This is a genomic window from Hirschia maritima DSM 19733 (genome assembly GCF_000378345.1).
GTDB classification, from domain to species: domain Bacteria; phylum Pseudomonadota; class Alphaproteobacteria; order Caulobacterales; family Hyphomonadaceae; genus Hirschia; species Hirschia maritima.
The window spans coordinates 885,474-900,935 of sequence record NZ_KB899544.1 but is presented as its reverse complement, the minus strand read 5'-3'; the positions used below and the strand labels follow the sequence as shown (position 1 = coordinate 900,935).

The 15,462-nt window shown below is 45.0% G+C and carries 15 protein-coding genes; 3 read left to right on the top strand and 12 right to left on the bottom strand.

Annotated features, from left to right (window positions below):
- Positions 1–30 precede the first annotated feature (30 nt).
- The gene (locus F551_RS0104265; RefSeq protein WP_018996247.1) at positions 31–1,209 is read right to left on the bottom strand and encodes a DegT/DnrJ/EryC1/StrS family aminotransferase; all 1,179 of its coding nucleotides are present in this window, start codon (positions 1,207–1,209) and stop codon (positions 31–33) included.
- Positions 1,210–1,220: 11 nt separating this feature from the next.
- Positions 1,221–2,141 (bottom strand): Gfo/Idh/MocA family protein, encoded by a 921-nt coding sequence (locus F551_RS0104260; RefSeq protein WP_026296641.1) that lies wholly within the window; start codon positions 2,139–2,141, stop codon positions 1,221–1,223.
- Between the two features lie 308 nt (positions 2,142–2,449).
- Between F551_RS0104260 and F551_RS0104255 the strand changes: the two genes are divergently transcribed.
- Positions 2,450–3,358, top strand: coding sequence for a hypothetical protein (locus tag F551_RS0104255; protein ID WP_018996245.1), 909 nt, complete (start codon positions 2,450–2,452; stop codon positions 3,356–3,358).
- Positions 3,359–3,441: 83 nt separating this feature from the next.
- A complete protein-coding gene (locus F551_RS0104250; RefSeq protein WP_267878874.1) occupies positions 3,442–3,741 on the top strand; it encodes an HU family DNA-binding protein in 300 nt (99 codons plus the stop codon).
- A 56-nt stretch (positions 3,742–3,797) separates the two neighbouring features.
- Here F551_RS0104250 and F551_RS0104245 read toward each other — a convergent pair whose 3' ends face one another.
- From F551_RS0104245 to glmU, 7 genes are all read right to left on the bottom strand, one after another.
- Complete coding sequence (locus F551_RS0104245; protein ID WP_018996243.1) at positions 3,798–5,162, bottom strand: MATE family efflux transporter; 1,365 nt, start codon at positions 5,160–5,162, stop codon at positions 3,798–3,800.
- 47 nt (positions 5,163–5,209) lie between these two features.
- Complete coding sequence (locus tag F551_RS0104240) at positions 5,210–6,586, bottom strand: class II 3-deoxy-7-phosphoheptulonate synthase (protein ID WP_018996242.1); 1,377 nt, start codon at positions 6,584–6,586, stop codon at positions 5,210–5,212.
- A gap of 105 nt (positions 6,587–6,691) precedes the next feature.
- Positions 6,692–7,060 carry a hypothetical protein gene (locus F551_RS0104235; RefSeq protein ID WP_018996241.1) on the bottom strand — a complete coding sequence of 123 codons (369 nt, stop codon included), beginning with the start codon at positions 7,058–7,060 and terminating at the stop codon, positions 6,692–6,694.
- Entirely contained in the window at positions 7,057–7,908 is an 852-nt protein-coding gene (locus tag F551_RS0104230) for a ParA family protein (protein ID WP_018996240.1), read from the bottom strand. Before F551_RS0104230 ends, F551_RS0104235 begins: the two co-directional genes overlap by 4 nt.
- A 197-nt stretch (positions 7,909–8,105) precedes the next feature.
- On the bottom strand, positions 8,106–9,476 hold the full coding sequence (gor, locus tag F551_RS0104225) for a glutathione-disulfide reductase (RefSeq protein WP_018996239.1): 1,371 nt from the start codon (positions 9,474–9,476) through the stop codon (positions 8,106–8,108).
- 50 nt (positions 9,477–9,526) lie between these two features.
- On the bottom strand, positions 9,527–10,228 hold the full coding sequence (gene rpiA, locus F551_RS0104220) for a ribose-5-phosphate isomerase RpiA (RefSeq protein WP_018996238.1): 702 nt from the start codon (positions 10,226–10,228) through the stop codon (positions 9,527–9,529).
- A gap of 69 nt (positions 10,229–10,297) precedes the next feature.
- Complete coding sequence (glmU, locus tag F551_RS0104215; protein ID WP_018996237.1) at positions 10,298–11,653, bottom strand: bifunctional UDP-N-acetylglucosamine diphosphorylase/glucosamine-1-phosphate N-acetyltransferase GlmU; 1,356 nt, start codon at positions 11,651–11,653, stop codon at positions 10,298–10,300.
- A gap of 144 nt (positions 11,654–11,797) precedes the next feature.
- On the opposite strand from glmU, the gene F551_RS0104210 reads away from it, so the two are divergent.
- Positions 11,798–12,475, top strand: coding sequence for an HAD-IA family hydrolase (locus tag F551_RS0104210; RefSeq protein WP_018996236.1), 678 nt, complete (start codon positions 11,798–11,800; stop codon positions 12,473–12,475).
- A 1-nt stretch (position 12,476) separates the two neighbouring features.
- Here F551_RS0104210 and F551_RS0104205 read toward each other — a convergent pair whose 3' ends face one another.
- From F551_RS0104205 to F551_RS0104190, 3 genes are all read right to left on the bottom strand, one after another.
- Entirely contained in the window at positions 12,477–12,737 is a 261-nt protein-coding gene (locus F551_RS0104205) for a hypothetical protein (RefSeq protein ID WP_018996235.1), read from the bottom strand.
- Between the two features lie 425 nt (positions 12,738–13,162).
- Positions 13,163–14,041: an aldose 1-epimerase gene (locus F551_RS17050; protein ID WP_018996233.1), complete on the bottom strand. Its 879-nt coding sequence runs from the start codon at positions 14,039–14,041 to the stop codon at positions 13,163–13,165.
- Positions 14,042–14,241: 200 nt separating this feature from the next.
- On the bottom strand, positions 14,242–15,279 hold the full coding sequence (locus tag F551_RS0104190; RefSeq protein WP_018996231.1) for a LacI family DNA-binding transcriptional regulator: 1,038 nt from the start codon (positions 15,277–15,279) through the stop codon (positions 14,242–14,244).
- Between the last annotated feature and the right edge of the window lie 183 nt (positions 15,280–15,462).

Below are 15,462 nucleotides of genomic sequence, written 5' to 3'. Positions count from 1 at the left end.
ATCCGTTAGATTAATTTAACAATCTGTATTTTAAGGCCTTAAAATTGTTTCCAACTCATCACATACCCGATGAGCCTGACTGTCAGAAAGATATGGGTGCATAGGAATGGACAATACCTCACGGGCAGCCTTCTCACATTCAGGCAATCCACCAGCAGGAGCATATACCTCAAACGCCTTCATCTGATGTAAAGCCGTGTCATAGTATATCGCTGAAGGAATACTCTTTTCCTGCAATCTAGCTCTTATATCATCACGGTTTTCAACACGTATTGTGTAGAGTCCATAACCGTTTTCAGCGCCCGCTTGGGCCTTTTGAAGGGGTACCAAACCTTCTAATCGCGCATCATAAATCTTGGCAATTGCAATACGGCGCTGACGCTCGGCACCGAAAATATCAAGTTTGTCGCTAACAACCGCACACTGAATACTATCGCAACGACCATTTATTCCGACTCGAACAGATAATTTTCGCTGGTCATCAGTCCCGTGCCAACGAATAGATCTCAATACATTAGCAAACTCTTTATCTGTTGTAAGGATCGCACCACCATCCCCATAACCACCCAATGTCTTAGTTGGGTAAAATGATGTTCCAGTGATTTCTGCGATAGCGCCAACCCACTTTCCATCTTGCTTACCACCAAAAGCTTGAGCACCATCAGCAATAACGCGCAATTTATAAGCATCGGCGATTGATTGAATTGCTGTATAGTCAGCCGGCAATCCATAAAGGTCGACGGGCATAATCGCTCGTGCAGTCAGGTCACGCCTTGCATTTACTGCTTTAATCTGGCGCTCCAGATCTGTTGGACACATATTGAATGTTGAGGGATCAACATCAACGAAGACTGGTGTCGCACCAGCAAGCAGAACTGCATTTGCTGTCGCGTTGTATGTAAATCCCGGAATAAAAACGGCATCTCCATGCCCATAACCAAGAGCAATCAGCGGCATCACTAGAGCTTGCGTTCCAGATCCAACTGCAACAGCATCTGCCGCACCCGTTGCTTGAGCCAGCTTTTGTTCCAGCTCATCCACCTCTGGTCCACCAATGTGACGTCCGTGATCCAAAATCGTAGTGAAACGCTTTTCAACTTTTTCACGAACCAATTTTTGCTGAGCTTTTAAATCAAAAAACTGAATGGGTGCATCCGCATCGGCTTGCGGGATAACGACATTTGCGGATTGAGATAGATCTATGGTCATGGGTATCTACTTTACACTTGTTTTGAGATAGCGTTTTCAACAGCTTCAGCTAGAGCGGCCGCGCGTGCTCCTGCTTCACCTGAAATTGGTGATGGTTTTTCTTCAGTGGCTGCTTCGAAGAAAGCAAAGTCAGCTTTTTGCAGCGGATCCGGCAATATATCAGACACATCTAATTTAATATCGTGCTCTGTTTCGTTGCGAACTGTACGTGCCAAAAAGTCAATCTCAACTTCACCTGAAGGGTACACGATTTTCATTGTGCGTTTGCGTTCGGGAGCACAACGACTTGCAGTGAATTTCGCAATTCCTCCCCCCGCATACTCTATCTCGGCAATCGCTTCATCAGTCTTTTCAGAATGCTCAATCTTACCAGAAGCATTTTTCACAGAACCAACACTATCAAACAACACATTTGCAAGGTCTATGTCGTGCACCATCAAATCAAATACAACACTCACATCTTCACAGCGTCCGGTAGGTGATGGTGGCGAAGCCCGCACAGCTTCAATACTTATAGGCTTTTCCGATGCTCCAAGAATCCCCATTGCGTCGAAAACAAATCTCTCTTGATGACCGACCTGAATCGTTGCGCCCTTCTCATCAGCTAGAGCAACGAGAGCGTCCGCCTCAATGCCAGTAAGAGCTAAAGGCTTTTCAACAAAAACGTGCCGGCCCGAACGAAGCACTCGACCAGCTAATTGAGCGTGAGTGGATGCAGGGGTTGCAATCATGATGGCATCGCAAACTAAAATGAGAGTGTCGATATCCTTGACGACCTCACCTGCTCCAACCTTATCGACTACTGCTTGAGCAGCTTCAGGGTTGAGATCATATACCCCCATAAAAATAGCATCTTCATAATGTACTATCTTCTGGGCATGGTATCCGGCAAACACACCAGCACCAATTAAACCTACTCTTAACTCAGACACAAATCGATCCTTCCAGATCGTTAAAACGACTCTCCCAACCCATCCAAAGAACCAAGAGCCGATCCTGAGCCAATAAGCAAGCGTTTCTCCCATCAAAGACCATTACGATATTTTACATCGACTGCGTCACTTTATGCATGTACACACGTCCAAAGTGCCAAACACTCAAATAAGATCTGTGAAAAACTCTCCTGTGGGTTGAACCTTTCTGCCTGACATGTTTAGCATTCGTTCACGCACGTCAGCAGCGAACTCTGTCCTGCGGCGCGCTGTAGAATCTTAGCAATTTAGAATATTGGGGATAGGTTATGCCACGCCTGTTTGACAGCTTTATCATGGTTAATTGGAGCGCAGCTTCCAAGTCGACAACTGGCAAGGATTCTATTTGGATTGGCGCGCTCGTTCCGGACGCACGTTTGCGTCTAACTTTCCGTGCATCAAATCCCGCAACACGCGAAGAAGCTTATCGTCAAATTCAAGAACTAGCGACCCGCTTATTGAATCGGGGAGACCGTATTTTCCTGGGTTTTGGTTTCCCACTTGGTTTTCCAGAGGGCACTTCTAAAAAACTTGGATTAAAAGGTGGTGCAGGTTGGGAAACTATGCGCGATTTCTTAGCCAAGGAAATGAAAGACAAACCAGATAACAGCAATAATCGTTTTGCATTGGCAGCACGTATGAACCGCTTAATATCTGATGGGCCTTTTCCATTCTGGGGATGTCCTAAGCGCGATGCGCTGACTACCTTGTCCGTGACAAAAGCGAGAGAGCACGAAGCTGGTGATATGAAAGAATTCCGTCGTGTCGAAACCGCTTTGATAAAGAAAAAGTTGGCTAAGCCGCAACCGATTTGGAAAATTGCCTATGCTGGTGCTGTAGGTGGTCAAACCATGACGGGCCTGCCTGTACTTCACAAACTTCGTAAGGATTTTGATGGCTTACGTATCTGGCCATTTGAGTTACCTTTAGAGCAGGCCACTGAAGAAACACTAGACGGAATTTCCATCGTTGCAGCTGAAGTATTTCCTGCAATGCTAAAGGGCAAAGCAGCTGAAACTGAAATAAAAGACGAATCTGAAGTCCGAATCATGGCTGAATATATCGCTGATTTGGACGAAAAAGGTAGAATCGGAATGCTGTTTGAGGGACCAGAATCAGCGTCAAAAGCGGCCAAAACTGCAATTTCATCTGAAGAAGGATGGATTTTTGGCCTATAAGCCCCTGTTTATGGGCTTTTTCGACAGTTAAAGGCTTTACTAATTGGCCAAATAACGGCGTGATCTCGCCAGTCGCCGCGTTAATGGGCGGCGGATCGTTTTTCAGGAGGGACAAAATGAACAAGTCCGAACTAACAAAGCAAGTTGCTGAAGCTGCTAGCATGACTCAATCTGACGCTGGTCGCGCCGTAGATGCTGTACTGGATACAATTGCCGGTGAGCTTAAAAAGGGTGAGCAAGTTGCTCTAGCAGGTTTTGGTACTTTCTTGGCTAAGACACGTGAAGAGCGTCAAGGCCGCAACCCTGCTACAGGTAAGCCGATGACAATTCCGAAGAAAACTTCGGCTGCGTTTAAGCCTGCTTCAGTTCTAAAAGACCTTTAGAATTATCATCTCACTTTGTTGAGATATTTAAACGATATTTGGATGCGGCGCGGTACTTATTTGTATCGCGCCGTTTTCCATTCAAGCAATATGATTTGACCAATACCTACGACCAGCGAACCAATAGCAACACCCCACATTGCTCCTTCAGCTCCCAAGCCTTTAACTAACGTCAACCAGTAGACCAATGGCAACATCACCGTAATATACGCACCTATGTGGACAGCAGCAGGACGCCAGACAACTTCCTGCGCACGAAGAGCTGTGGATGCAACTGCTTGCAAGCCATCAAACAGTACAACAAATGCAGCGATCCCGATAACTGGAGCAAGCAATCCGATTGTGTTGTATTCAGCAGCCTCAGGACTACTTGCCATTCCGACCGCCAGCGGCGTTTGCAGAACATAAATTAGCGCCGTAACAAATACACCCGCAGTGATAGTTGCAAACACTCCAAGGCGCGATGCATTTCTCACCCCCTCAAAGTCCTTGCGACCATAATTTTCTGCAACTCGTACCGATGTGGCAGTCGCGATCCCAACGAACAACATGAAGCTGAAAAAGATAGGTTGAATAGCAAGAGAAAACAAAACCCCATTCAACTTGCTCGCCAATGTCGCAATTACAAACGTTAAGTTGAAAGTTGCAAATTCCGCCATATTGGCAATGGCTCCACCTATTCCAACTGTATTTTGACGAATAAATTCATCCTTAGGTGCAGGTGCTGACTTTTTAAACCCGGGAGTGAACATTGCCACGAGCGCAATCAATAATATTGCAACAACAGCACGTGAACCAGTAGTAGCCCAGGCGACACCATCAGCACCCATAGGGTCAAAACCCCACCAGCCGGCAACTAGAGCCAAATTGAAAATTAGGTTCGCTGCTACACCTACATAAGTCACGATTGTAACCCACGCCGGCCTACGCAATGCTTCAAGGTACATTGTCGCCCCAAATACAAGCATATGACCGATCATTCCATAAGCCAGAATTGAAGCAGCTGATGAGGCCCCCTGAATAACATCAGATTGAAGCCCTAAAAACCCATAGAGAGGCTTGGCTCCAAAAATGATCATAGCCATGCTGGCAAGACCAATCGCGCCCCCTACCCACATACCGCGCCTAAATACACGTCCAGTATCTTTGTAGTGACCCGTTGCGTTTAATTCTGCGGTAAATACCTGCACACCTTGAAGAACCCCCATACCTGCGGCCATCCCAATACTTAGCAATAACCAAGCAATGGTGATGTATGGAACTTCAAGTTGAGCCATTCGACCAAGCACAACAGCGTCTGTCACTGACATAATTGGCAGTGACAGTCGAGACAACGCGACTGGGAAAGCTAATCTTAAAAGGTCAAAAACTTGCTCAGGTTTCGCCCAAACAGGTAATTTGTTTGCTATTTTTAATGACATCGGCAGGCTCCTTCGCTAGCCGAGTGGCCAGCGAGGGAGGTTTATACCTATTGCGCCGCTAGTGCCACATCTGATTTTTTAGATTGAAGCTTTTCTGCAATCAGAAATGCTAGTTCAAGTGCTTGCTCACCGTTCAATCGAGGGTCGCAATGAGTGTGATAACGAGATGAAAGGTCAGCATCTGTGATGTCACGAGCACCACCTAAACACTCTGTTACATCTTGCCCTGTCATCTCGAAGTGAACACCGCCAGGATAAGCGCCTTCACCTGAAACAACGTCTATAAACTGGGCCACCTCAGACAGAATTCTATCCACAGGGCGCGTTTTATAGCCAGACTCAGAAGTAAGAGTGTTGCCATGCATTGGATCACAAGACCAAACGACAGAACGACCTTCTTGCTCGACACGGCGGACCAGCTTGGACAGGCCATCTTCCACTTTATCCGCACCAAAACGAGCAATCAGCACCATTTTTCCTGGTTCATCTTCAGGATTAAGCTTGTCGATCAAACGAATCAGCTCATCTGGGTCAAGAGTTGGACCACATTTCATACCAATAGGATTGATTACCCCACGGCAAAATTCAACATGAGCACCGTCCAATTGACGTGTACGATCGCCAATCCAAACCATGTGAGCAGATGTATCTACTGTCTGATTTGGAATTGTTGAATCTTCGCGTGTCAATGCTTGCTCATAGCCCAGCAATAAAGCTTCGTGAGAAGTATAGAATTCAGTCTCACTCATCATGGGTGTGTTTTCAGGTGTCAGCCCGATCGATTCCATAAAATCGACAGCCTCATTAATTTGAGTTGCAATCTTCTGGAAACGCTCCCCTTGTGGTGATTGATCAACAAATCCCAACATCCATTTGTTCAGATTGTGCAGATCCGCATACCCACCACGTGAGAACGCTCTCACCAAGTTCATCGTCGCCGCTGACTGATTATATGCACGGATCAGACGTTGAGGGTCTGGTGCACGACTTTCTGCTGTAAATGCCATACCGTTGATGATGTCACCTCGGTATGATGGCAAAGTAACGTCACCTTTTACTTCAACTGGGCTTGAGCGGGGTTTAGCGAACTGCCCAGCAATACGACCAACTTTTACAACAGGCTTTGACGCAGCATAAGTCAGTGTGATCGCCATTTGCAAAATCACACGAAATGTATCGCGGATATTATTGGCGTTGAATTCTTTAAAACTTTCAGCGCAATCGCCTCCCTGCAATAGGAAAGCACGACCAGCAGCAACGTCCCCCAAACGTTCTTTCAAACGACGCACTTCACCTGCAAAAACAAGAGGTGGATATTCTGCAAGCGTAGCTTCAACATCCGCGAGTGCTTGAAGATCAGGATAATCTTCTGGAATGTGTTTGGCGGGTTTAGTCCGCCACGAGTCTGGGGTCCAATTTGTCATAATGACTGTCTTCTCTTCATCGAAACAGAGCAGACGTCATAGCGAACTTATCCCTGTATGAGCAAGGTCTGCATTCGTCACTGTGACAATATAATTGCATTTTAATTAGTAATCGAAGAGTTTTGCGTCTCTTTTTGCACGTTTTTCCGCGGCAATTAGAATAATTTCTACTATCTTACCTCGAGTTACTCTACCTCCCAATTGATTGGAAGGGTCGAGGTTGTGCCTTGCAACTATCTGTTTCAGTGCCGCCACAGACCTATTTTTCAACGCCTGCTTCAAACCATCTTCACCAGATTCTTTAAAGACAACATTGGGATTGAATCCAGAAATTTGCTCTTCTAGTTCGCGAGCTTTTGTTAGATCATTGGCTTGTTTAATCAATTCATCTTCAAGCTTGCGCGCAAACACACGATTATTGCCAACCTCTTCAGCAACAATAGCCATGAGCGATTTGAGCGTCTTTTCCATCATAGAAGTCCAACCTTCTCCTGAAATTCCGCTGCGAATTGTCTAACGATTCCCGCTGCATCACCATACTTCTGGTCGAAACTTCTTGGAGTTTCTGCCCATTCCCCAGCGCGAGCTATGTTTTCATTTTGGGGGATAACCACGTCAAAAGTTTTAAAGTCAGATCTCAAAGACTGCACTTCACTTTCGTGAAGTACGATATTTGGATCATACTTAGTGATCAATGTAAGGATGTTATCTTCAGTAAAACGACGCTTTTCCATGGAACGCACTGCACGGCGACGGAAGGCAAATATACCAAGACGAGACACATAATCAGGGATAGTTGGGATCACCACATATTCCGACATAGTGATGGCGGCTTCCGCGAACAATGAAATTCCTGGCGGACAGTCAAACAAAACAACATCATAATTAGACGCAACGCTTTCAACTGCAGAAGCCATCAGCCGCGTCAAACGTTCTTGAACTGCTGCAATTGTGAAGCCTTGTCGAATAAATTTATCCAACGCATCACGTTCAACGTATCGAAATTCGGGAGTAGCAACAACGAGATCTACAACTGGCTCGCCTTGAATATCACTCACACGCGGAGCGATAAACTCATGAAACCGCCGCGGCTCAGAACCATGCACAAACTGCGCAAAATATGAATCTAGCGTTCGCTCGGACTCGCGCAATTCAGACCATTTGTCCAACCCACACAAAATCATGGATGCATTGGATTGAGGGTCAAGATCCACCACTAATACTCGCATGGATGCTTGAGAGGCCAATGCCTCAGCCAACATACAAACGCTCGTAGATTTCCCTACACCGCCCTTCATGTTCATCACAGAAACAATGCGCATAAGAGAGATGGCTCCTCAAACTAGATCTTCAGCAATTTGCCCAAACCAACAGACAATTAACTATAACTCTTGGTTCAACGGATTGCGGCCAAGGTCAAGCGCAATAAGATTACAGCTTGTGCATATTCACGCTTGACCGAGATTTTTTTTGTAGAAACTTCGCTTAAGTACGAAGGATTGTTCGAGAAATACTACTTTTATTCGGGAACGAACTTGTTTCGCATTGTCACCAATTCTTCTGCCAAAGACGGGTGCAGCGCACATGTGTTATCGAAGTCCTGCTTAGTCGCATTCATCTTAACAGCTATTCCAACCGCCTGAATAATCTCAGGTGCGTCTGGCCCAACAATATGACACCCAAGAACCACTTGGTCGCTTGCCCGCACGATGATTTTCATCAGAACGCGGCTTTGATCACCAGACAAAGCATTTTTCATAGGTTTGAAACGAGACTTATATATATCGATCTCGCCATATTCTTCTCGAGCTTGCTCTTCGCTTAAGCCAACCGTCCCAACAGGAGGTTGCGTAAAGACTGCCGTTGAAATTTTATCGTGATCAAAGTGATGGGCTTTTCCACCAAATTCTGTATCCGCAAACGCATGCCCTTCACGGATGGCAACTGGAGTGAGATTGACGCGATCAGTTACATCACCAACTGCCCAGATTGAATCAACATTCGTTTTGGACCATTCATCAACTTTGATTGAGCCATTTGGAGCCAATTCAACGCCAGCGTTTTCAAGACCTAGACCTTTTGTGTGTGGAACACGACCAAGTGCTCCAACCACACGATCAGCATTCAACACTGACCCATTATCCAGCGTCACTGAATATCTGAACTCGGCGTCGACTTTTTCAACTTTTGAGAATTTCGCTTTAGTGTGAACATTAACGCCAGCTGCAATCAAACCTTCCTGAACAACTTCACGAACTTCTTCATCGAATCCACGCAGAACAGGTGTTCCGCGATATACAAGATGAGTCTCAACACCTAGACCAGCAAAAATATGAGCAAACTCAACCGCGATATACCCACCACCTGCAATCACAATTGATTTTGGCAATTCTTCGATTTCAAAAATATCATCAGAAGTAATAACGTGTTCGCGCCCTTCAAAATCATCCGGGACAAATGGTGTTCCACCTACAGCTACCAATATTCGTTGTGCTGTTATCTCACGACCACTTTCAACAAGCTTTACTGTATGCGCATCAACGATTTCAGCACGTTCTTTGAGAAGCTCAACACCAGCTCCACCTAGATTTTTCGCATAAATGCCGGAGAGACGCTCGACCTCAGCGCCCAGTGACTTAATAAAAGCGGCGTGGTCATAACTGACATTATCAATCGAATATCCAAATCCAGCAGCATCTTTGAATGATTTGCGGAATTCCGACGCATAGACCATGAACTTCTTAGGTACACATCCGCGAATGACACAAGTTCCGCCTGTACGAAACTCTTCTGCAATCGCGACTTTCGCACCTGTCTGCGCAGCTATTCGTGCTGCACGTACCCCACCAGATCCAGCTCCAATGGTGAACAAGTCATAATCATAGCTCATGTGCGAAATACTCCCGCATTAAAATAGTGTTTCGAGTATCTCAGGAAGATTTAGTCTTCGCGCGAGATCGTCTCAGTACCAGTTTCTGTTCCAACGATCACTGCGTCCGCTATGTCCAAAAATAGTCCGTGCTCCACAACACCTGGGATCTGGTCTAAAACAGCTCCTAGCATGTCTGCATCTGGAATAGCTTTACAGTGCAAGTCCAGAATGTGGTGACCGCCATCTGTAAGTAAAGGTGTACCGTCCTGATTTAGACGCACATTTACGTGAATACCGTTCATTCCCAATATTTCTAATGTCTCTTCGACACGCGCTTTTGTGAGCGCCATACCAAATGGATTGACCTCAACAGGTAGTGGGAACGCACCTAATTGCTTTACCTGTTTGGAGGCGTCTGTGATGACAACCATCACATCAGAGGAATCAGCGATAATTTTCTCACGAAGTAGCGCTGCACCGCCTCCCTTCACTAAACGAAGTTCTGGATCAAATTCATCTGCGCCATCCACAGTTAAGTGTATCGCAGGTGCAGTATCCAAATCAGCCATTGGGATATCTAGAGATCTAGCTTGCGCGTCTGTAGCTTCCGACGTGGCCACACAGACAACATCAAAACCTTCTTTGACCTTTTTACCCAATTCATCGACAAATATTGCAGCTGTAGATCCAGTTCCCAATCCCAGCGTCATACCTTCTTCCACCAAATTAAGGGCTTCTAGGGCAGCATTTCTTTTTGCGATATCTGACATTTTGATTTTCCATTTAGTGATCTTCCAATTTTGATGGAAGACTGTGCATTTGTTGCAGATCACATCGATCTATTTTTTCTTAGAATCAGCTTTGCGCTTACTCATCACTTCGCGAAACTTAGCGCTCCAGCCAGATTTTGAGACCTGTTGACCACGTGCAAGTGCAAGATCACCGCTTTCAACGTCTTTTGTTACGACAGAACCAGATCCAACCATAGCGTCATCGCCGACTTTAACAGGCGCTACAATTGAAGAATTGGAACCCACAAAAGCATTTTTCCCGATCTCTGTTTTATGTTTGAAGAAGCCATCATAGTTACAGAAGATCGTGCCAGCACCGATATTTGCATTCTCGCCGACGGAGCCATCACCAAGATAAGCAAGGTGGTTGGCTTTTGCCCCCTTGTCCATCTTGGTGTTTTTCACTTCCACAAAGTTTCCGATACGGACATCTTCACCAATGTCTGCCCCTGGGCGCAAACGTGCATAGGGACCAAGAACAGCGCCCTCGGCAACCACAGCTCCTTCAAAGTGGCAGAAAGCTTTGATCGTCACATTACTAGCGATTTTAACACCAGGACCAAACACCACATTTGGTTCAACGAACACGTCGTTTCCAATTTGTGTATCCCAAGAGAAATAGACTGTTTCAGGATCAATCATCCCCACGCCTTCTTCCATAAAACGAATGCGAGCGCGTTGTTGGAAGACAGTTTCCGCTTCAGCTAATTGTACACGTGAGTTTACCCCTAGTACGTCATCCTCATTGCATGGCACTGCAGCTGCTTTTAGAGACCGCCCGCGTGCGAGCCCAACAAGGTCAGTCAGATAATACTCGCCCTTAGCGTTGTCGTTCTTCACTTCACCAAGAAGTTCTTCCATCAAAGGCCAAGGCGCGGCCATCACACCCGAATTACATAAACGAACCGCATATTCTTCTGGAGAAGCATCTTTTGCTTCAACGATACGGTCTAGCCCACCATCATCAGCAAGGATAAGGCGACCATATCCACCCGGATTATCTGCTTCAAATCCCAATACGCTGATCGATGCACCTTCATCAATGGCTGTGAAGGCACCCTGAGCAACATCTGTCGGAATTAGCGGCGTATCAGCATAAAGAACAATTGCCTCGCCTTTAAAGCCTTTAAGAGCTGGTACCGCAGCCTGAACAGCGGTTGCAGTTCCTGATTGTGTCTCTTGCACACACACATTCTCTTCACCCACGAGACTAACAGCAGCTTGATGTACATCTTCAAACTGAGGACCAACAACAATAATAGTTTTTTCACACCCAAGTTGCTTGGCCAAATCAGTTGTCCACGCCATCATTGGACGACCACCAACTTTGTGAAGCACTTTAGGAGTTGATGATTTCATACGCGTGCCTTTACCGGCCGCCAAAATGATTGCTGCTCTGGACATGTCCACCCTCGCTGTCAGACATCAAATTTCGAAAGTTGCGCGGACAATCCTCTAAATGGGCTTTTCAAGCAAGCTTTTCTAAAGCATTTAAACTGCATTTTTCGGGCAATTGCAGTCCAATTTTACTCTGAGGTGTCTCCGACCATGTTTTTAGATGGATATATGATTGTTTTTGATCTGGATGGGACATTAGTTGAAACTGCTCCCGACCTTCACAGAGCGACAAATGAGATCATGCGCCAAGAAGGTTTGGCAGAAGTTGATCTCCCAAAAACCAGAGCTTTTGTAGGACAAGGCGCAAAAGCACTCATCAAACGTGGTGCTGCTCTATCAGATGTCACATTTTCGGAAGAAAAGCTCGACCAGCTAACTCAGCAGTTTATTGACATCTATCAATCGGATATCGCCGCCAAAAGCTATCTATACAAAAATGTTGAAGCCGCGCTGGATGCTCTAGAATCAGAAGGAGCCCAATTCTGCGTGTGTACAAATAAAAAGACACACCTTGCTATCAAGCTGCTGGAAACCCTCAACATCGCAGAACGATTTAAAAGCATTGTGGGCGCTGACTCTGCAATTCATAAAAAACCTCATCAACAACACTATTTACAAGCCATTGAAGAAGCCAAAGGAAATCCCCAAAAATCTATCATGATTGGGGATTCTATTTCAGACGTCGGCGCTGCGCGAAACGCTGGCGCACCAGTCATCATTGTCTCTTTTGGTTACACAGATATTGCGCCCAGAGATCTAGGCCCAGACGCAATTATCGATAACTATTCTGAACTTGTTGATACTATTAGATCAATTGTTGAAAAGTGATCTAGTTCATCAAGTGGCGATTTACACCTTTTTCGTATTTGAAGTTTTGCTGTGAAGTTTCCCTAAGTGAGCCTCCCGTTCCAGGCGTCGGCATACCGTTCACCATATTGGAACGTATGTCCGTTCTCGCGGAACGCATGGCTGGAATGAAGCCCGCATCTACTAGATTGATGTTCACATCGAAACCTCGGTTTTTCCAGTATTCCTCGATTTTGTTTTTAATACGTAGTGCGCCGTCTTCAGTACAAAAATCACTGGCCATTTTACTTTACTCTCCAAACCCATCTGCCAACTATTCTTGAATAGTCAACGATAGAGACAAATCCCTCTAAATAATCAGGCACTGACATTTGTTGTTTCTTTCAGTCCCGTCATGATGTAAATATATCTAACCAAAAGGTAAATTCAATAGATCAAATTGAGATTACCCAAAACTTTCGACAAAACTGAACCTAGTCTGAACAACACAAAATCTGTTCATCTTCTATTCATAAAACAACTTGAATTTCACTTGAATATTTCAATTTTTTTGAAATTTGCATCAAAATTTTGACACATATTGCCCGTTTGGCGTTTTGCGTTACTCGTCTGTGAACAAAGAGATTCACAGCTTTTAAGAATAAAAACAAAAAAAGCGCCTGATCCTAAGAATCAAACGCTTTTCAAATAGTCACATTGAAAAAGTTTTTAGGTGCAAACTTCAATTGTGCATGTTGCACTTACCTGTTTCCCAGCCTCTAGCGCTATTCCACCTTTGGCTAAAAACTCTTTTTTGTTAAATGCACCTGCAGAATGCGTCGTAGGCTCAAAGCAAAAGTAATCCTCTCCTACAGGAGAATACATCATGGCACACCGCATGTTCTGGTCGGCCTTGATCTCTATATCATGTTTGCCATTGCACCCTTTAATATACGCAATGCCGTCCCAATCATCATAATTATGATCAATCAATTGAGATTGTTTAGGCGATCTAACGTTCCTAAAATCTAGAAAATGGCCTTCATTCGATGATAACTCTACAGCATCTGCTTCACCAAAAGGGAGGTAAGCCTTTGAAGCATTGAATAACAATCGTGTGTCCTCAGAGCACACAAAATAAGGGTGAAACCCCAAACCGACCGGCATAGTTTCGTCACCCGTATTTCTAACGCCAAGAGACATAATCAGTTTTCGGTCTACCAATTCAAACTTAGCGCGAGCTTCATAACTCCACGGCCACCACCCCTCCTTGGAAGTGAAAGCCAACTCACAACTGCTTTTTGTTTGCAATTGAACAAGCCATTCATTCTGCCATCCATTTCCATGAATGGCATTTTCATCCCCTTCAGGCCAGTTTGCTGGAATAGAATAGGACTTCCCCTCAAAACGAAATTCGCCATTCAAGATTCGATTGGAAAATGGAATAAGAGGAAAAGAACCGGAATTGATTGCAGCAAAGCCATGCTCAAAATTCATGGGACGGAAAACATCGCTCCCACCAGCCCTAAAGTACGAAATCGCACCACCGATTTCAGGCTCTATGCCTAATTCTAAAAATTCATTGTGAATTGAGATTGATGCAGTCATTTTTTTCCCAAAAAAAAGAGAGAAGAATTCGCTAAATATAGGAATTCCTCTCTCACAGAAAGATACTTGAGGAAATACGGGACGATATTCCTCATAATCGCGGGTTGGGAATGCAACGTATCACGATCTGGTAACGCTACCATGATTACGCTAACAAAACAACAAAAAAATTTCTTCCTCAAGAAAAACGCTTCAAAAATCTATGTTTTGGTAGGAGGGCAAGCAGAATCCCTCATTTGCAAGGAGTACTCCAACAAATGAGTTTTCTTCATTTGCTTTCCCGGCTCTTTAATGACCTCACTCAATAATCGAACTGCATATTCAGTCATTTCTGCTAATGGTTGCCGAATTGTAGTAAGATGAGGCCACACGGTTGTTGCAATAGGAGAATCATCAAACCCAACCACTGATACATCTTTAGGGACTTTCAATCCCTTTTCAGATACTGCAGCTAATACCCCAGCTGCCATATCATCATTACCTGCAAAAATTGCAGTCGGGGGATTACTGGCCTCCAACAAATTCAAGCCAGCCTGCATACCCGACCTATAGGTAAACGCCCCTTCAACAATCAGTTCTTTATCAACTTCTACATCCGCATCGGCCAAGCCATCGTGAAACCCAGAAAGTCTCATTGTACTTGTGCGGTGATTTGGAGGCCCTTGAATGAACGCAATACGTCGATGGCCCAACGAAATCAAATATTCAGTCATATCTTTGGAAGCTTGATAATCATCTATTCCTATATCGTGGGCGCGACCGGACACTTCACCACACTCAAGGAACACTGTGGGAAAACCTTCCTCCTCCACCAGCCGCCTAATGCCCTCGAGATCACTAATAGGTGCCGGAATTATCAACCCATCCCAAGAAGAATCCAGATTCTTTTGAAGCTCTTCAATCGAAATGTCTGACGGCACACGATTCACTATCAATTGGAGACCATGTTTTCCAACAGCCTCTAATGCTCCTACCAACAACTCACCAAGATAAGCTGAGGAAGGGTTTCCATAGAGCAAACAAATTTGGGTGGTACCGCCACTAGCAAGACTTCGCGCTGCTTGATTTGGAGAATAATCAAGTGCTGCAACAGATGCCAGCACCTTTTCTTTGGTGGCTGATTTCACAATGGATAAATTATTCAACACCCGCGATACAGTCATTGGAGAAACACCAGCGTGCTTTGCAACATCAATAAGTGTGATGGACGGTTTTCCACGTTCTTTTTTATCTGTCACAAAAATCCCCAAAAGGCTGTTAATTAGCAAATCTGATGTTCGCCTCATATAAAAGACAAACAAATGCTAACGATATCATACCAATTCGTCAAAAGCGAAAATACGCTAACTTCAGATGGTTGTTTTCATCCACCAAGGTAAATCCATTGGACTTATCAGGTACCAAGCAATGCTCGATAGCAA